The 19,130-nt window shown below is 61.2% G+C and carries 13 protein-coding genes; 11 read left to right on the top strand and 2 right to left on the bottom strand.

The window, feature by feature from the left end; genetic code table 11:
• Positions 1-353: 353 nt before the first annotated feature.
• Positions 354-1,730 (bottom strand): L-serine ammonia-lyase, encoded by a 1,377-nt coding sequence (locus CD175_RS19255; protein WP_104450082.1) that lies wholly within the window; start codon positions 1,728-1,730, stop codon positions 354-356.
• A gap of 435 nt (positions 1,731-2,165) precedes the next feature.
• Between CD175_RS19255 and CD175_RS19260 the strand changes: the two genes are divergently transcribed.
• The 3 genes from CD175_RS19260 to choV all read left to right on the top strand — a co-directional run bounded on the left by CD175_RS19260 (position 2,166) and on the right by choV (position 5,200).
• Positions 2,166-3,113 carry a choline ABC transporter substrate-binding protein gene (locus CD175_RS19260; protein ID WP_104450083.1) on the top strand — a complete coding sequence of 316 codons (948 nt, stop codon included), beginning with the start codon at positions 2,166-2,168 and terminating at the stop codon, positions 3,111-3,113.
• A 66-nt stretch (positions 3,114-3,179) separates the two neighbouring features.
• Positions 3,180-4,025: a choline ABC transporter permease subunit gene (gene choW, locus CD175_RS19265; protein ID WP_104450084.1), complete on the top strand. Its 846-nt coding sequence runs from the start codon at positions 3,180-3,182 to the stop codon at positions 4,023-4,025.
• Entirely contained in the window at positions 4,022-5,200 is a 1,179-nt protein-coding gene (gene choV / locus CD175_RS19270; protein ID WP_007975488.1) for a choline ABC transporter ATP-binding protein, read from the top strand. Before choW ends, choV begins: the two co-directional genes overlap by 4 nt.
• A 200-nt stretch (positions 5,201-5,400) precedes the next feature.
• On the opposite strand, the gene CD175_RS19275 is transcribed toward choV, so the two are convergent.
• A complete protein-coding gene (locus CD175_RS19275; protein ID WP_240629017.1) occupies positions 5,401-7,341 on the bottom strand; it encodes a BCCT family transporter in 1,941 nt (646 codons plus the stop codon).
• 381 nt (positions 7,342-7,722) lie between these two features.
• Here CD175_RS19275 and betI point away from each other — a divergent pair, with 381 nt between their 5' ends.
• The 8 genes from betI (at position 7,723) to CD175_RS19315 (ending at position 19,122) form a co-directional block, all read left to right on the top strand.
• Positions 7,723-8,316: a transcriptional regulator BetI gene (gene betI / locus CD175_RS19280; RefSeq protein ID WP_007975486.1), complete on the top strand. Its 594-nt coding sequence runs from the start codon at positions 7,723-7,725 to the stop codon at positions 8,314-8,316.
• Between the two features lie 60 nt (positions 8,317-8,376).
• Positions 8,377-9,849, top strand: a complete 1,473-nt coding sequence (gene betB / locus CD175_RS19285; protein ID WP_007975485.1) for a betaine-aldehyde dehydrogenase — start codon at positions 8,377-8,379, stop codon at positions 9,847-9,849.
• Positions 9,850-10,026: 177 nt separating this feature from the next.
• On the top strand, positions 10,027-11,727 hold the full coding sequence (gene betA / locus CD175_RS19290; protein WP_104450085.1) for a choline dehydrogenase: 1,701 nt from the start codon (positions 10,027-10,029) through the stop codon (positions 11,725-11,727).
• 276 nt (positions 11,728-12,003) lie between these two features.
• A complete protein-coding gene (locus CD175_RS19295) occupies positions 12,004-13,446 on the top strand; it encodes a TldD/PmbA family protein (RefSeq protein WP_104450086.1) in 1,443 nt (480 codons plus the stop codon).
• Positions 13,446-14,783: a TldD/PmbA family protein gene (locus CD175_RS19300; protein WP_104450087.1), complete on the top strand. Its 1,338-nt coding sequence runs from the start codon at positions 13,446-13,448 to the stop codon at positions 14,781-14,783. The genes CD175_RS19295 and CD175_RS19300 overlap by 1 nt, the downstream gene beginning before the upstream one ends.
• A gap of 137 nt (positions 14,784-14,920) precedes the next feature.
• A complete protein-coding gene (mdtD, locus tag CD175_RS19305) occupies positions 14,921-16,348 on the top strand; it encodes a multidrug transporter subunit MdtD (protein ID WP_104450088.1) in 1,428 nt (475 codons plus the stop codon).
• A gap of 105 nt (positions 16,349-16,453) precedes the next feature.
• Complete coding sequence (dbpA, locus tag CD175_RS19310) at positions 16,454-17,791, top strand: ATP-dependent RNA helicase DbpA (RefSeq protein ID WP_238540823.1); 1,338 nt, start codon at positions 16,454-16,456, stop codon at positions 17,789-17,791.
• Positions 17,792-17,943: 152 nt separating this feature from the next.
• Complete coding sequence (locus tag CD175_RS19315; RefSeq protein WP_104450089.1) at positions 17,944-19,122, top strand: BaiN/RdsA family NAD(P)/FAD-dependent oxidoreductase; 1,179 nt, start codon at positions 17,944-17,946, stop codon at positions 19,120-19,122.
• Positions 19,123-19,130: the final 8 nt, after the last annotated feature.

Genomic DNA, 19,130 nt, shown 5'->3' on the forward strand with positions numbered 1-19,130 from the left:
GGATTTAAATGGCCATCAGGACTGGCAAGCGCCCCGGCTCACGAGCGGTGAGCAATTCGGTAGCACTTGTGGGAACGGCGTTGCGCCGCACTGGAAAGGAGTGTCACCGCAGGCACGGGTGACGGGCGGTCAAAGGCGGGTTGGCGCCCGATCACTGGCGAGGCGATTTATCTGTGAGCGACGCGCCAAAAGGTGGCGCGTTTTCGAGCGGGTGTTCACTTAACGCGCAATTTTGACTGGTCTGGCGCTATCGCGAGCAAGCTCGCTCCCACAGGGATCAAGGTGAACACAATTTTTGTGACCGACGCAAAACCCGTGGGAGCGAGCTTGCTCGCGATGGGGTCGACGCGGTCTCAACACTCCACAGCACTCACCGCCAACCCACCCCGCGATGTCTCCTTGTATTTGTCATGCATGTCGGCACCGGTATCGCGCATGGTGCGGATCACCCGGTCCAGCGAAATGAAGTGCTGACCATCGCCCCGCAACGCCATCTGCGCGGCATTGATCGCCTTCACCGCTGCAATCGCGTTGCGCTCGATGCACGGCACCTGGACCAGTCCACCCACCGGGTCGCAGGTCAGGCCGAGGTTGTGTTCCAGACCGATTTCCGCCGCGTTGCACAGTTGCTCTGGCGTGGCGCCAAGGATTTCCGCCAGCCCGGCGGCCGCCATGGCGCAGGCCGAACCGACTTCGCCCTGGCAACCGACTTCGGCACCGGAGATCGAGGCGTTCTTCTTGCACAGGATGCCCACCGCCGCCGCACCGAGGAAGTAGTCGACGACATTGGCGTCGGTCACGGCCTCGCTGAACTTCATGAAGTAGTGCAGCACGGCCGGAATGATCCCCGCCGCGCCGTTGGTCGGTGCCGTGACCATGCGCCCGCCGGCGGCGTTTTCTTCGTTGACCGCCAGGGCGAACAGGTTGACCCATTCCATGGCGCTCAAGGTCGAGCCGATCACATTGGGTTTGTTCAGTTCCTGAAGGCTGCGATGCAGCTTGGCCGCGCGGCGGCGCACGTTCAGCCCGCCGGGTAGGATGCCTTCGTGTTTCAGGCCCTGTTCGACGCAATCCTGCATGGCGCGCCAGAGCGTCATCAGGCCGCTGCGGATTTCCTCTTCGCTGCGCCAGACTTTCTCGTTGGCCATCATTAATTCCGCCACGCGCAGGTTGTGCTTCTTGCATAGCTGCAACAGCTCGGCGGCGCTGGAAAAGTCATAAGGAAGTACGGTGCGATCCAGATCCACGACACCGCTGGAGGCTTGCGCCTCATCGACGACAAAACCGCCGCCAACCGAATAGTAGGTGTCGCGATGCAATTCGCCGTCATCACCTTCGACAACCAGGGTCATGGCGTTGGGGTGGAACGGCAGGTTTTCGTCGATCAGGCGCATGTCCCGGGCCCAGACGAACGGCACCGACAGGCGACCGTCGAGCAACAGCGTGTGGGTTTCGCGCAGGGCCTGGATACGGATGCCGATTTGCGACGGATCGATCGCATCCGGCCACTCGCCCATCAAGCCCATGATCACCGCGTTGTCGCTGCCGTGGCCGATGCCGGTGGCCGACAACGAGCCAAACAGCTGGACCTCGACACGCCGCACCTGTTCCAGCAGCCCCCGCTCGCGCAAGCCCTGCACAAACAACGCCGCCGCCCGCATGGGCCCCACGGTGTGCGAACTGGAAGGGCCGATGCCGATTTTGAACAGGTCGAAAACACTGATAGCCATGACTGCCGAACTCCTGAATGGGCCCACTGCGCACGCCAAAGCGCACGGTGACGGAGCTGCTACGCTGAAGCTGCAATCCGCCGAGATGACCGCATCATCAAGCTTTTATCGTGTTGTTCGACGTCTCTAACCGACGCACTCATGCCCACCAACGCCGCGTGTCTTTTACGCCGTGTTTTCGCCGTTTTTTTGCGGTTCAGAGGGGAAAAAAGGGCTGAAAAAATCTGTAAACGACGTCACCGACACTGGATGCGACCATCCCTGTACTGGATACGACGCGCCCTGTAGGCGTCAGATTTTCACTGGTACATGATCATATCGACTCGATTGCAAGGCGCCGTGGTAGAGCTGTCTCCAGAACGCCATCCAACCGCAACCTATAAGTGCGGTGGTCCAGTCGGAACACTGCCAAAAAAAACACCAAGGAGTCCATCCATGAAAGGTTCCCCGTCGTTGTTGTTGGCCGCCATGCTTAGTCTGCCGGTTCTGGCGCAAGCCGCAGAACCGGCGCAGTGCAATACCGTAAACTTCTCCGATGTCGGCTGGACCGACATCACCGCGACAACCGCGACCACCAGCGTCGTGCTCAACGCCCTCGGCTACAAGACCAAGACCACCATGATTTCCGTGCCAGTGACCTACAAGTCGCTGGCCGACGGCAAGAACATGGACGTGTTCCTGGGGAACTGGATGCCGACCATGGAAAACGACATCAAGGCCTACCGCGATGCCGGCACCGTGGATACCGTGCGTACCAACCTCAAGGGCGCCAAGTACACCCTCGCCGTCCCTCAAGCCCTGTACGACAAGGGGCTGCATGACTTCGCCGACATCGCCAAATTCAAGAAAGAACTCGACGGCAAGATCTACGGCATCGAGCCTGGCAACGACGGCAACCGCCTGATCCAGTCGATGATCGACAAGAACGCCTTCGGCCTCAAGGACGCGGGCTTCAAGGTCGTCGAGTCCAGCGAAGCCGGCATGCTGTCGCAGGTCGACCGCGCGCAGAAACGCGACACCGCCGTGGTGTTCCTGGGCTGGGCGCCGCACCCGATGAACAAGCGTTTCAAGATTCAATACCTGACCGGCGGCGACGATTTCTTCGGCCCCGACTTTGGCGCCGCCACTGTGGCGACCAACACCCGCAAGGGCTACGCCGAGGAATGCAGCAACGTCGGTCAGTTGCTGAAAAACCTGGAGTTCACGGTCGACATGGAAAGCGAACTGATGGGCAACATCCTGGACGACAAGATGAAGCCTGACGCGGCCGCCAAGGCCTGGCTTAAAAAGAATCCACAGGTGCTCGATACCTGGCTCGCTGGCGTGACCACCACTGACGGTAAACCTGGCCTGGAAGCCGTGAAAGCCAAGCTCGCACAGTAATCGCTTATGCCGGACGGCGCAGGCCGTCCGGGCTGTTTATTTCCTTGCATGCGGACGTTCACTACCATGCTGATTGATCAGAAAATCCCCTTAGGCCAGTACATCGCGGGCTTCGTTGAATGGTTGACGCAACACGGCGCCAGCACCTTCGACGCAATCGCCGTGACACTGGAAACGATGATCCACGGCGTGACGTTTGCGCTGACCTGGTTCAACCCGCTGGTACTGATCGGCCTGATCGCGCTACTGGCACACTTCATTCAACGCAAATGGGGCCTGACCGCGTTTGTCGTTGCCTCCTTTCTGCTGATCCTCAATCTGGGGTACTGGCAGGAAACCATGGAAACCCTCGCCCAGGTGATGTTCGCCACCCTGGTCTGCGTGGTCATCGGCGTACCCTTGGGCATCGTCGCCGCGCACAAACCGATGTTCTATACTTTAATGCGTCCGGTACTCGATCTGATGCAGACCGTACCGACCTTCGTGTACCTCATTCCTACCCTGACCCTCTTTGGTCTGGGTGTGGTCCCGGGCCTGATTTCGACGGTGGTGTTCGCGATTGCCGCGCCCATCCGCCTGACCTACCTGGGTATCCGCGATGTTCCGGAAGAACTGATGGACGCCGGCAAGGCCTTTGGCTGCTCCCGGCGTCAGCTGCTCTCGCGAATCGAACTGCCCCACGCCATGCCAAGCATCGCGGCAGGCATCACCCAGTGCATCATGCTGTCTCTTTCGATGGTGGTGATCGCGGCACTGGTGGGCGCCGATGGTTTGGGCAAACCGGTGGTCAACGCACTGAACACTGCTGATATCGCCCTGGGCTTCGAAGCAGGCCTGGCGATCGTACTGCTGGCGATCATGCTCGACCGTATCTGCAAACAACCCGACGCCAAGGTAGGGGGTGACGCATGAGCATTATTCGCTTCGATAACGTTGACGTTATCTTCTCCAAAGATCCACGCGAGGCGCTCAAGCTGCTGGATCAGGGCATGACCCGCAACGAGATCCTGAAAAAGACCGGGCAGATCGTCGGTGTTGAAAAAGCCAGCCTGGATATCGAAAAAGGTGAAATCTGCGTACTGATGGGCCTGTCCGGCTCCGGCAAGTCCAGCCTGCTGCGCTGCATCAACGGCCTGAACACCGTCAGCCGTGGCAAGTTGTTCGTCGAGCACGAAGGCAAGCAGATCGACATCGCCTCCTGCACCCCGGCCGAACTGAAAATGATGCGCACCAAACGCATCGCGATGGTGTTCCAGAAGTTCGCCCTGATGCCTTGGCTGACCGTTCGCGAGAACATCAGCTTTGGCCTGGAAATGCAGGGTCGGCCCGAGAAGGAACGACGCAAACTGGTGGACGACAAGCTTGAGCTGGTGGGCCTGACCCAGTGGCGCAACAAGAAACCCAACGAGCTGTCCGGTGGTATGCAACAACGTGTGGGCCTGGCCCGTGCCCTGGCGATGGACGCCGACATCCTGCTGATGGACGAACCGTTCTCGGCACTCGACCCGCTGATCCGCCAGGGTCTGCAGGACGAACTGTTGGAACTGCAACGCAAGCTGAGCAAGACCATCGTGTTCGTAAGCCACGACCTCGACGAAGCCCTGAAACTGGGCAGCCGCATCGCGATCATGAAAGACGGCCGGATCATCCAGTACAGCAAGCCGGAAGAAATCGTCCTCAACCCTGCGGACGACTACGTGCGGACCTTCGTGGCCCACACCAACCCGCTGAACGTACTGTGCGGCCGCAGCCTGATGCGCACCCTGGACAACTGCAAGCGCATCAACGGTTCGGTGTGCCTGGATCCAGGCGGTGATTCGTGGCTGGATCTGGCCGAAGGCAATACCATCAAGGGTGCTCGCCAGAACGGGTCTGCGCTGGACTTGCAGAACTGGATACCGGGTCAGGCCGTTGAAGGCCTGGGTCGTCGACCAACCCTGGTGGACTCGAACATCGGCATGCGCGATGCGCTGCAGATTCGTTATCAGACCGGCAACAAGCTGGTGCTGCATGACAACAACAAGGTGGTGGGGATTCTGGGCGACAGCGAGCTGTATCACGCACTGCTCGGCAAGAACCTGGGGTAAGGCAACAGACACAAAAACGCCGCGAGAGAATCGCGGCGTTTTTGTTTGAACAGATTATTTGTAACGACGCTATCCCTGTAGGAGCCGGCTTGCCGGCGAAGGCGGTGTGACAGGCAAACCGCAGTGAGGCATTCGCTGGCAAGCCAGCTCCTACAAAAGCAGCGCGGTGTTTCAGGCTGAAACACCTCGCCCCTCACAACTCAGCTGTAAACCCGGCCAAGGAGCTGCCGATGGCTTTCAAACTGATCGAGCACGTCACGAGTGATCTGATCTTGAGTGAAACCCATCAAGTCGTAGTCCTGGCTACCGTTATGCAGGTAAACCTCGGCGCGATAGAAACGCTGACGCGCCTCATCGGACTGTGCCGATTCAGTCGGCGTAGCCAGGTAACCATCCAGGCTGACTTCGTAGACAAACGGGTTGCCCTCCTCCATCTCGACGCGCACGCCCATGCAACGCTTGGATTTGCCCAGCAGCGTCTGCACCTGCAGGCCTTGAGCACGCATTTGCGCCGTCGCATCTTCCAGCGCCGGGCTCACTTGCTTGTCCATGAAGCGCTGCACCACCGACTGGCTCGGTTGCAGGTCCAGCTGGGTCAAACGCTCGCTGAAACCACGACGACCGCGTGCCGCCAGTTCCGCTTGCTCCTGTTCGATCTGCACGTCCTGGCGCATGGCCTTGTGCAAGCCGAACATGAAGAACACCAGCACCACCGAGAACGGCAGACCGGCCAGTACCACCATGGTCTGCATGGCTTCAAAGTTGCCGGCGAACAGCAGGCCAATGGTCACCAGGGTGATCACCGCCGACCAGAAGATCCGCAGCCAGTGCGGAGCGTCTTCATCGACGGTACCGCCCTTGCACGACAGGTTGGCCATCATCACCGCGCCGGAATCCGCCGGGGTCAGGAACAGCACGAAACCGACAAAGATCGATACGCCGATCACCACCTTCGACGCCGGGTAATGCTCAAGCAACTGGTAGATCGCCATGGACGGCTGTTCCAGCGCCGTTTTTCCAAGCTCCACCGCCCCATGGTTCATCACCAGGTCCAGGGCCGAGTTACCGAAGATCGACAGCCACGCCAGGGTGAAGCCCAGCGGAATCAGCAGTACGCCGGCCACCAGTTCACGCACCGTGCGGCCACGGGAAATACGTGCGATAAACATGCCCACGAATGGTGCCCAGGAAATCCACCAGGCCCAGTAGAACAGGGTCCACAGGCCCAACCAGCGGTCGGACTTCTCGGCGTCGCCTTCATACACATAGAGGTCGAAGGTCTTCAGCACCACACCGTTCAAGTAGTCGCCGACGTTCTGCACGAAGCCGTTGAGCAGGTGCAGGGTCGGGCCGAACAGCAGGACGAAAATCAGCAAGCCGCTGAACAATACGATGTTCAGGTTGGACAGACGACGGATGCCGTTTTCCACGCCCGACACAGCGGCGATGGTCGCCACAGTGCTCATCACGATGATCACGATCAGCAGGTTGGTGTTGCTGTGCTCCATGCCGAACAGGTTTTCAAGGCCCGATGACACCTGCAGCGAACCAATCCCCAGGTTGGTCACCAGACCCAGCAGGGTCACGAACATGCCGAAGCCGTCCACCGCATGACCGGCCGCGCCCTTGACCCAACGCTCACCCACCAGCGGATACAGCGCCGAACGCAACGCCAGCGGCTGGTTATGACGGTAGGCAAAGTACGCCACCGCCAAGCCGACCAGCGCGTAAATCGCCCAGCCGTGCAGGCCCCAATGCAGGAAAGTCAGTTGTACTGCCTGACGTGCCGCGAGGTTGCTGCCGGCGACGCCTTCCGGCGGGTTGAAGTAGTGGTCCAGCGGTTCGGACGCGCCGAAATACAACAACGAGATGCCGATGCCCGAGGAAAACAGCATCCCCGCCCAGGCGCCGTAGCTGAAATCCGGGGTGTCATCCTTGCTGCCCAACTTCAGTTTGCCATAGGACGAAAACGCCAGGCCGACGACGAAAATCAGATAGGCGGCAATCACCACCATGTAGTACCAGCCGAAGCTGCGGGACAACCAGGCTTGCGCCGTACCCAGCATTCTGCCGGCCTCTTGCGGGGCGATGATCAGAATGGCGGTCAACAACAGAATCAACGCGGTAGAGGTGTAGAACACCCAACCGTTGACCGACACCTTCTGCGGTGGGGTCTTTATTAGCGAGGCAGAACTCATGGCACAGATGCTCCGGGCAGTGCGAGAGAAGAACGCAAGGCAAACGAGTTACCCGACCAATCGGTTAGTGGGCAGCCGACCGGCGGGTGATATAAAGACACCCCGAAAAAAGCCCGAAACCCCTGGAGCGCCACAGCGCGTAGGTTTCGAGCAGATTCGGAAGTCATTTTTTCCGCCGCTACATGTAGGGAAAATCTGTAGGCAGCGACGATTTGTCGCAGATCTTATTCTTTGTTGATTGAACGTTCAATCAAAACAAAATAGACTGGCCCTCAAGCCGGTAGTCGTTTGACGTCTGCCGGAAGGCCTAAGGAGATGTGCAAGATGCCCAAGGTCGGTATGCAACCCATCCGTCGCCAACAGTTGATCGAAGCCACATTGCTGGCGGTCGACCAGGTCGGAATGGGGGACGCCAGCATTGCGCTGATCGCCCGTTTGGCCGGTGTCTCGAATGGCATCATCAGTCATTACTTTCAGGACAAGAACGGCCTGATCGCTGCCACGGCGCAGTACCTGATGAGTGTCCTCAGCGAGAACGTCACCGCGCGCCGTCAGGCGCTGACAGATGCAAGCCCGCGGGCGCATCTGCAGGTGATCATCGAAGGCAACTTCGACGCCAGCCAGGTCAATGGCCCGGCAATGAAAACCTGGCTGGCCTTCTGGGCCACCAGCATGCACCACCCGTCTTTGCACAGGTTGCAGCGGATCAACGATCACCGTCTGTATTCCAACCTGTGCTGCCAGTTCCGCCGCGTACTGCCGCTCGACGATGCGCGCAGTGCAGCCCGTGGCCTGGCAGCCCTCATTGACGGTTTGTGGTTGCGCGGCGCGCTGTCGGGAGATGCTTTCGACACCGGGCAGGCGCACCAGATCGCTTACGAATACATGGATTTCCAACTGGCCAAGCAGGTGAGTTAGAGCACACAGAACGCTCAACCACCGGACCGCGCCAATCACTGATGCACTTGCGAGGACTTTATGGCCCGTTTCGAATTGCAAAAACTCTACATCGATGGCGCTTACTCTGACGCCAGCAGCGACGCCACTTTCGAAGCCATCAACCCGGCTAACGGTGAAGTCCTCGCAAAAGTACAACGTGCCACCTTCGATGACGTCGAGCGCGCCGTCGTCAGCGCCGAAAAGGGCCAGAAAATCTGGGCCGCCATGACCGCCATGGAGCGTTCGCGCATCCTGCGTCGCGCCGTGGAAATCCTGCGTGAGCGCAACGACGAACTGGCCGCCCTGGAAACCCTGGACACCGGCAAGTCGTACTCCGAAACCCGCTACGTCGACATCGTCACCGGCGCTGATGTGCTGGAGTACTACGCAGGCCTGGTTCCGGCCATCGAAGGCGAGCAGATTCCGCTGCGCACCACCTCGTTCGTCTACACCCGTCGCGAGCCGCTGGGCGTCGTGGCCGGTATCGGCGCGTGGAACTACCCGATCCAGATCGCCCTGTGGAAATCCGCGCCAGCCCTGGCGGCCGGTAACGCGATGATCTTCAAGCCAAGCGAAGTCACCTCGCTGACCACCCTGAAACTGGCCGAGATCTACACCGAAGCCGGCGTGCCAAACGGCGTGTTCAACGTCCTGACCGGCAGCGGCCGTGAAGTCGGCACCTGGCTGACCGAGCACCCGCGCATCGAGAAAGTCTCGTTCACCGGCGGCACCGACACCGGCAAGAAAGTCATGGCCAGCGCTTCGAGCTCTTCGCTCAAGGAAGTGACCATGGAACTGGGCGGCAAGTCGCCGCTGATCATCTGTGACGACGCCGATCTCGATCGCGCTGCCGACACCGCGATGATGGCCAACTTCTACAGCTCCGGTCAGGTGTGCACCAACGGCACCCGCGTGTTCGTACCGGCCCACCTGAAAGCCGCTTTCGAAGCCAAGATCGTTGAGCGCGTTGCGCGCATCCGCGTCGGCAACCCTGAAGACGAAAACACCAACTTCGGCCCATTGGTCAGCTTCGCCCACATGGAAAACGTGCTGGGCTACATCGCCAAGGGCAAGGAAGAAGGTGCCCGCGTACTGTGCGGCGGCGAGCGTCTGACCGACGGCGAATTCGCCAAAGGCGCCTTCGTGGCCCCGACCGTGTTCACCGACTGCACCGACGACATGACCATCGTCCGTGAAGAAATCTTTGGCCCGGTGATGGCGATCCTCACCTACGAAACCGAAGAAGAAGTGATCCGTCGCGCCAACGACACCGAATTCGGCCTGGCCGCCGGTATCGTCACCCGCGACCTGAACCGCGCGCACCGCGTGATCCATCAACTGGAAGCCGGTATCTGCTGGATCAACGCCTGGGGCGAGTCCGACGCGAAGATGCCGGTTGGCGGCTACAAGCAGTCGGGTGTCGGCCGTGAGAACGGCATCAGCTCGCTGAACAACTTCACCCGCATCAAATCGGTACAGGTCGAGCTGGGCGATTACGTCTCGGTGTTCTAAGACCCGAGTCTTGTATTGCCTGCCAGGCCGTCATCGCTGGCAAGCCAGCTCCTACAGGTTCGGCGTCGTTCGCCAAACCTGCGGTTACCCCGCCCTTGTAGGAGCCGGCTTGCCGGCGATCGAGTGCGCAGCACTCGCCGAGGCCCGACCTGACCACCATCAAAGAGGGTGCATTCAATGTCCCAAGAATTCGACTACATCATCATCGGTGCCGGCTCGGCCGGTAACACCCTGGCGACCCGTCTGACCGAAGACGCCGGCGTCACCGTCCTGCTGCTCGAAGCCGGCGGCCCGGACTACCGTTTTGACTTCCGCACACAAATGCCGGCCGCCCTGGCGTTCCCGCTGCAGGGCCGTCGCTACAACTGGGCCTACGAAACCGATCCAGAGCCACACATGGACGGGCGTCGCATGGAGTGCGGTCGCGGCAAGGGCCTGGGCGGCTCTTCTCTGATCAACGGCATGTGCTACATCCGCGGCAACGCCATGGACTACGACGGCTGGGCGAAACTGCCAGGCCTGGAAGACTGGTCGTACCTCGACTGCCTGCCATATTTCCGCAAGGCGGAAACCCGTGACATCGGCCCGAACGACTACCACGGTGGCGAAGGCCCAGTCAGCGTGACCACGCCGAAAGCCGGCAATAACCCGCTGTTCCACGCCATGGTTGAAGCCGGCGTGCAGGCCGGTTACCCGCGCACCGAAGACTTGAACGGCTACCAGCAGGAAGGCTTCGGCCCGATGGATCGCACCGTGACACCGAAAGGTCGTCGTGCCTCCACCGCCCGTGGTTACCTGGACGTCGCCAAGAAGCGTTCGACCCTGACCATCGTCACCCACGCCCTGACCGACAAGATCCTGTTCGAAGGCAAGCGTGCGGTCGGCGTGCGTTACCTGGTGGGCGCGGCTGAAGAGCGTGTCGAGGTCAAGGCACGCAAGGAAGTGCTGCTGTGCTCCGGCGCCATCGCTTCGCCGCAGATCCTGCAACGCTCCGGCGTCGGCCCGGCCGAGCTGCTGAACAAGCTCGACATTCCGGTGGTCCACGACCTGCCGGGCGTCGGTGAAAACCTGCAGGACCACCTTGAGCTGTACCTGCAATACGCTTGCACCCAACCGGTCTCGCTATACCCGTCGCTGCTCTTGCACAACCAGCCGGCCATCGGTGCCGAGTGGCTGTTCAACGGCACCGGCATCGGCGCCAGCAACCAGTTCGAAGCCGGCGGTTTCATCCGCACCCGCCCGGAATTCGAATGGCCGAACATCCAGTACCACTTCCTGCCGGTGGCGATTAACTACAACGGCAGCAACGGTGTGAAAGAGCACGGCTTCCAGGCGCACATGGGCTCCATGCGTTCGCCAAGCCGTGGGCGCATCCAGGCCAAGTCCAAGGACCCACGCCAGCACCCGAGCATCCTGTTCAACTACATGGCCACCGAGCAGGACTGGCAGGAATTCCGCGACGGCATCCGCCTGACTCGTGAAATCATGCAACAGCCGGCACTGGACGCCTTCCGCGGTCGCGAGATCAGTCCGGGCATCGAGGTGCAAACCGACGAGCAACTGGACAAGTTCATCCGCGAACACGCTGAAACCGCGTTCCACCCGTCCTGCTCGTGCAAGATGGGCACCGACGACATGGCCGTGGTCGATGGCGAAGGTCGCGTGCATGGCATGCAAGGCCTGCGCGTGGTCGATGCCTCGATCATGCCGATCATCACCACCGGCAACCTCAACGCACCCACGATCATGATGGCCGAGAAAATCGCCGACAAGATCCGTGGCCGCAAGCCATTGCCGCGCAGCACAGCCACATACTATGTGGCCGGTGAAGCGCCGGTGAAGGGCAAGCCGGTGCGGGAAGTGAGCCAGACGGCGTAAGGCGTTACACCGCGTCACGGCTATTCGCGAGCAAGCCCGCTCCCACAGGTTTCGGGTTGGATTGCAGATTTGTGATCCAACCAGGACTACTGTGGGAGCGGGCTTGCTCGCGAAGAGGCCCGGCCAGGCAACACCTCTCTCCCGGCAATCACTAGCAAGCCCGATACAAACTTGATCCTCCCCCCCTCGCAGGCCTAATCTAGCGCCACGCAATCGTTTCACCCCTTCCCCTCGCAGCACCGCGCCATCGCCACTCCATAACCAGGAGGTTCACGAATGTTCGACTTCTACCCCCAGCTCAAGCAGCGCTTCGCTGCCTTGCGCACGGGTGCTGAATTCTTTTCCCTGCGTTATGTGCGCGAATCCGGGCAGCACCTGTCGGTGCGCAAGAATGTCGCCGAACCGCCGAGCCTGAGCCGTGACGAAGGGGCGATGCTGACCGTGCGGGTCAATGGCGTCGAGGCTTATTCGGCGACCAACGATCTGTCGCAACAAGGCCTGCAGGCCGCCCTTGAGCGCGCCGAACTCCAGGCCCGTCGACTCAAGCCCCACGCCTTGCTGGACCTGCGTGAACAGGCTGTTTCCAGCGACCGCGCCGATTACTTTTCGCCGAACCTCGACCAGCCCTTCCCGTCCCTTAGCGACTGCTACCAACTGCTCGGCGCCGAGTCGGCCGCCGTGCCCAGGGACGAGCGTCTGGTGAACTGGCAGGTCAGCCTCGGCATCACTCACGTCGAGCAGATTTACCTCAACAGCGCCGGCGCCGAACTGCGCCAGGCGCAACGCTTTGTTTACCCCGGCCTGGACGTCACGGCCTACGACGGCAACGACAGCCAGACCCGCAGCCTGGGTCGCGAGAACTTCGGCCAGCAAGGCGCGGCGGACGTCATCAGCCGCTGCGGCCTGATCGGTGCCGGTGCCCAGGTGGCTGATCAGGCGCTGCAACTGCTGCTGGCGCCGAACACACCGCAAGGCAAGCGCGACCTGCTGCTGATGCCCGACCAGATGATGCTGCAAATCCACGAATCCATCGGCCATCCGCTGGAGCTGGACCGCATTCTGGGTGACGAGCGCAATTACGCCGGCACCAGCTTTGTCAAAGCCGAAGATTTCGGCCGACTGCAATACGGCTCCGGCCTGCTCAACGTGACCTTCGACCCGGACATCCCCGAAGAACTCGCCAGCTATGGCCATGACGACGACGGCACGCCCGCCAGCAAACAGTTCCTGATCCGCGAAGGCCTGTTGCTGCGCCCGCTGGGCGGTGCGTTGTCGCAATTCCGGGCAGGCATGGACGGCGTCGCCAACAGCCGCGCCTGCGGCTGGAACCGACCGCCGATCGATCGCATGGCCAACCTCAACATCGAGCCGGGCGATCAGTCCATCGAGCAACTGATCGGCGGTATCGAACACGGCGTGCTGATGTCGACCAACCGTTCCTGGTCGATCGACGATGCCCGCAATAAATTCCAGTTCGGCTGCGAATGGGGCCAACTGATCGAAAACGGCGAACTCAAGGGGGTGGTAAAGAATCCCAATTACAGGGGCATCTCCGCGCAGTTCTGGAAAAGCCTCAGCGCCGTCGGCGATGCCAGCACTTTCAAGGTCCTCGGCACACCGAATTGCGGCAAGGGCGAGCCGAACCAGGTGATCCGCGTCGGCCACGCGTCACCGGCCTGCGTGTTCAGTAACGTTGATGTATTCGGAGGAGACGCCTGATGCATCCGTCAATCAGCCAGTCCGCATCGTTCAAGGCGCTGGTCAACAGCCTGCGTGCAGCGCTTCACGAGCCCGAACAGTTCACCCTCAGCTACGCCGCCGAATCCTCGGCCTTCATACGTTTCAACCACGCCAAGGTGCGTCAGGCCGGTCAGGTGCAGCAGGCGAGCATCGGCCTGAAACTGATCAACGAAGGCCGCCATGCCGACCTGCAAATCACTTTGGCCGGCGACCCCCAGGTTGATCTGCAACGTTTGAACGAAGGCCTGCAACAGCTGCGCGACACCTTGCCGCTGCTACCTCCGGACCCGTATCTGCTGCTCAACCACAATGGCTGGCAGAGCAACAACGTGCAGGCCCAACCGCTGCCGGACACCGAACAGGTGGTCGCGCAAATCTCCCAGGCCGCCGAAGGCCTGGATCTTGTCGGTTTCTACGCTGCCGGACCGATCAGTCGTGGCTTTGCCAGTTCTTCGGGCGCCTTCGGCTGGCATCAGGCCAACAGTTTCAATTTCGACTTCAGCCTGTTCCACGAGAACGGCCAGGCGGTAAAGGCCAGCTATGCCGGGCAGGACTGGAACAGCGAAGGCTTTGCCAAACGCTTCGAGCAAGCCCGCGAGCAGCTTGAGTTTCTGGGACGGCCGCTACGCACGTTGGCGCCCGGCCAGTACCGTGCTTACCTGGCACCGGCGGCGCTGGAAGAAATCATGGGCATGCTGTGCTGGGGTGGTTTCTCGGCACAGTCGATTGCCAGCAAAAGCAGCCCGCTGCAAAGGCTCTACGGTGGCGACAGCGCGTTCAGCCCGCTGGTCTCGCTGGACGAAAAAGTCAGCGGCTCACTGAGCCCGGCGTTTTCCGATGAAGGTTATCCACGCAGTGACCTGGGGTTGATCGTCAACGGCAAGGCCGGGGCACAACTGGTCAGTTCGCGCAGCGCCGCGGAGTACGGTTTGACTGCCAACGGCGCCAGCGGTGGTGAATCCCCGAGCGCGCTGAACATGAAAGCCGGGGCATTGCCTGACGCGGACATCCTCAAGCAGTTGGGTACGGGGCTGTACATCAGCAACCTGTGGTACCTGAACTTTTCGGATCAACCGGCCGCACGCCTGACCGGCATGACCCGCTTTGCCACGTTCTGGGTCGAGAACGGCGAGATTCAAGCACCGGTCAACACCATGCGCTTTGATGACAGCGCCTTCAGCCTGCTCGGTTCGCGGCTGGAAGCGTTGACCGCGGAGCGGGAGTTGTTGCTGTCGGCGAGTACGTACAGCCAGCGGGCGACGGCGTCGGCGTTGTTGCCGGGGGCGTTGGTCAGTCGTTTGACGTTAACCCTATAGCAACGCAACAACTGTAGGAGCTGGCTTGCCAGCGATGAGTCCGTCACATCCAACACAGATGTTGGCTGACAGTCCGCCATCGCCGGCAAGCCAGCTCCTACAGGAACGGAGCAAAGCTCACACTGACAAGAGGTCCCATGCCCAACCGCCCACCTCTCGACGCCGTGACCGCCCGCTGGATACCCTGGGTCGTCGCCATTGCCTTCTTCATGCAGTCCCTCGACGGGACGATTCTCAACACCGCCCTGCCGGCCATGGCCCGCGACCTGGCCGAGGACCCATTGCGCATGCAGGGGGTGATCATCGCCTACATGCTCACGGTCGCCTTGCTGATCCCGGCTTCGGGCTGGATCGCCGACCGTTTTGGCACCAGGAAGATTTTCTTCAGCGCAATCCTGCTGTTCAGTCTCGGCTCGTTGCTCTGCGCATTGTCGAGCAGCCTGAGCCTGCTGATCGGCGCCCGGGTGATCCAGGGCCTGGGCGGGGCGTTGATGCTGCCGGTCGGGCGGCTGGTGGTGCTGCGCGCCTACCCGCGTTCGGAACTGGTGCGGATCATGGGCTTCATCACCATTCCCGGGCTGCTCGGCCCGCTGATCGGCCCGACCATGGGCGGCTGGATGGTGCAGTACCTGACCTGGCACTGGATCTTCCTGATCAACCTGCCGGTGGGGCTGGTGGGATGCTACGCCGTGTGGAGATTCATCCCGGACCTGCGCGGCTCGGAACGCACCCGTTTCGACAGCCTGGGCTTCGTGCTGTTCGGCGCAGCGATGATTCTGATCACCATCGCCATGGAAGGCCTGGGCGAATTGCACCTGCCGCACCTGCGGGTGATGTTGCTGCTGTTCGGCGGCATGGCGTGCCTGGCGGCATACTGGCTGCGCGCCGGGCACATCGAGAACCCGTTGTTCGCGCCGTCGCTGTTCAAGACCCGGACCTTTGCCGTGGGCATTCTCGGCAACCTGTTCGCCCGTCTCGGCAGCGGCGCCCTGCCCTTTCTGGTGCCGTTGCTGTTGCAAGTGGCGCTGGGCTATTCGCCGTCCCAGGCCGGGATGAGCATGTTGCCGCTGGCCGCTGCGGCGATGATCGCCAAGTGGGTGGCACGGCCGCTGATCGAGCGTCTGGGTTACCGCATCGTGCTGACCGGCAACACCCTGGCACTGGGCATCATGCTGGCGAGCATGGGCCTGGTCAGCGAGCAGACGCCGTATTGGCTGCTGTTGTGCCTGCTGGCGATCCTTGGCGCGATCAACTCCCTGCAGTTCACCGCGATGAACACCGTGACCCTGATCGATCTCGACGACGCCAGCGCCAGCAGCGGCAACAGCCTGCTGTCGGTGGTCGCGCAATTGTCCCTGAGCCTGGGCGTTGCCTGCGCCGGGGCGTTGCTTGGCGGCTTTACGGCGGAGATTGGTAATGATGGCGTGGACACGGTCCTGGGGGCATTCCAATTGACCTTCGTGACCGTGGGAATCATGGCGATGCTGGCCGCTACGATCTTCTCTCAACTGTCAAAAAATGACGGACGGCGAGTTAAACGTCCGGAAGAACACATAGAGCCTTAGGGCGAATGGCCACCGGACTGGTACACTGCGCGACATTTTGTTTTGCAGGCCAGTCCCGTGACCACCATCGCCACCGAATTTAATACTTTGCCGCTGTCTGCCGCCATGCTGGCTAACCTCGAATCCCTCGGTTATGCCCAGATGACGCCGATCCAGGCGCAAAGCTTGCCGGTGATCCTCAAAGGGATGGACCTGATCGCCCAGGCCAAGACCGGCAGCGGCAAGACCGCGGCCTTCGGCATCGGCCTGCTGAACCCGATCAATCCGCGTTACTTCGGTTGCCAGGCACTGATCCTGTGCCCGACCCGCGAGCTGGCCGACCAGGTCGCCAAGGAAATCCGTCGCCTGGCCCGTGCCGAAGACAACATCAAGGTCCTGACCCTGTGCGGCGGCGTGTCCCTCGGCCCGCAGATCGCTTCGCTGGAGCACGGCGCGCACATCATCGTCGGCACTCCGGGGCGCATCCAGCAGCACCTGCGCAAGGGCTCGCTGGTCCTTCACGGCCTCAACACCCTGATCCTCGACGAAGCCGACCGCATGCTCGACATGGGTTTCTACGACTCCATCGAAGAAATCATCATGCAGGCCCCGGAGCGCCGCCAGACCCTACTGTTCTCCGCGACCTACCCGGTGGGCATCAAGCAGTTGGCCTCGAAGTTCATGCGCAACCCGCAGCAAGTGAAGGCCGAAGCGTTCCACGACGACACGCAGATCGAGCAGCGCTTCTACGAGATCTCCCCGGATGACCGCATGAGTGCGGTGACCAAGGTACTTGGCCACTTCCGCCCGGCGTCCTGCGTAGCCTTCTGCTTCACCAAGCAGCAGGTTCAGGAAACCGTCGATCACCTGACCGCCAAAGGCATCTCCGCCGTTGGCCTGCACGGTGATCTGGAACAGCGTGATCGCGACCAGGTGCTGGCGATGTTCGCCAACCGCAGTACTTCAGTACTGGTCGCCACCGACGTCGCTGCCCGGGGTCTGGACATCGATTCCCTGGACATGGTGATCAACGTAGAGCTGGCCCGTGATTCGGAAATTCACATCCACCGCGTCGGCCGTACCGGTCGCGCCGGTGAGAAAGGCCTGGCGATCAGCCTGGTGGCGCCGTCCGAAGCGCAGCGTGCACAAGCCATCGAGCAATTGCAGAAAACACCGCTGACCTGGGATCAGGTGGACAACCTCACCTCCAAGGGCGGTGGTCCGCTGTTGCCGCAGATGAGCACTCTGTGCATCGCTGGCGGCCGCAAGGACAAGGTCCGTCCGGGCGACATTCTTGGCGCACTGACCGGTGACGCCGGCATCCCCGGCGCCCAGGTCGGCAAGATCGCGATTTTCGACTTCCAGGCCTATGTGGCCGTGGAGCGCGGCGTCGCCAAACAGGCCTTGCAGCGTTTGAACGACGGCAAGATCAAGGGCCGTTCGTTGCGCGTGCGTATCCTGTAAAAACGCATCGCCCCCTGTAGGAGCGAGCCTGCTCGCGATGGACGACAGAACACCGCTGGGTATCAGACACCCCGCGTTATCGTTGACGTCCATCGCGAGCAGGCTCGCTCCTACAGGTTTGTTTTGTGGTGAGTCATCAAGAGGACACCGTTTTGCGCTCTACCGAAGTCGTGATCATTGGCGCTGGCGCCGCAGGGTTGATGTGTGCGCTGACCGCCGCCGGGCGCGGGCGCAAGGTGCTGCTGCTCGACCATGCCAATAAGGCCGGCAAGAAAATCCTGATGTCGGGCGGTGGCCGCTGCAATTTCACCAACATGTACACTGAACCGGGCAATTTTCTTTCGCAGAACGCGCATTTCTGCAAATCGGCCCTGGCCCGTTACACCCAATGGGATTTCATCGCCATGGTGGCCAAGCACGGCGTGCCGTACCACGAGAAAAAACTCGGCCAGTTGTTCTGCGATAACAAATCCAGCGACATCCTCGAAATGCTGCTGAACGAGTGCGATCAGGTCGGCGTCAGCCTGCACCTGGACACCTCTATCCAGACCATCGAGAAACTTGAGAAGGGCTATTTGCTGGACACGACCCTCGACCAGATCACCTGCGAATCCCTGGTGATCGCCACTGGCGGCCTGTCGATCCCGACGCTGGGCGCCACCGGTTTCGGTTACCAGGTGGCCAGGCAGTTCGGCCACGAGCTGCTGCCGACCCGCGCCGGTCTGGTGCCATTCACCATCACCGATCAGCTCAAGGTGTTGTGCACCGAGTTGTCCGGTACCTCGGTGGATTGCCTGGTGAGCTGCAACGACCAGAGCTTCCGCGAGAACATCCTGTTTACCCACCGCGGCCTCAGTGGCCCGGCGATTTTGCAGATCTCGTCGTTCTGGGAGTCCGGCGATACCGTCGAGATCAACCTGATGCCGGATCACGACGTGCCGGGCTGGCTGCAACAGCAACAGGCCGAACGCCCCAACAGCGAGCTGAAAACCCTGCTCGGTGAAATCTTCACCAAGAAGATGGCCAACCTGCTGGCGGACAACTGGTTCGTCTCCAAACCGATGAAGCAGTACACCCACGCGGAACTGGCTGACATCGCCGAGAAACTGGCGAGCTGGAAAGTCGTGCCGGCGGGCACCGAAGGTTATCGCACCGCCGAGGTGACCCTGGGCGGCGTCAACACCAATGAAGTGTCGTCCAAGACCATGGAATCGCTGAAAAGCCCGGGCCTGTACTTCATCGGTGAAGTGCTGGATGTCACCGGGCATCTGGGCGGATTCAACTTCCAGTGGGCCTGGGCTTCTGGCTACGCGGCGGCGCAGTACGTCTGACCCCACAT

This window comes from Pseudomonas laurylsulfatiphila, from assembly GCF_002934665.1.
GTDB classification, from domain to species: domain Bacteria; phylum Pseudomonadota; class Gammaproteobacteria; order Pseudomonadales; family Pseudomonadaceae; genus Aquipseudomonas; species Aquipseudomonas laurylsulfatiphila.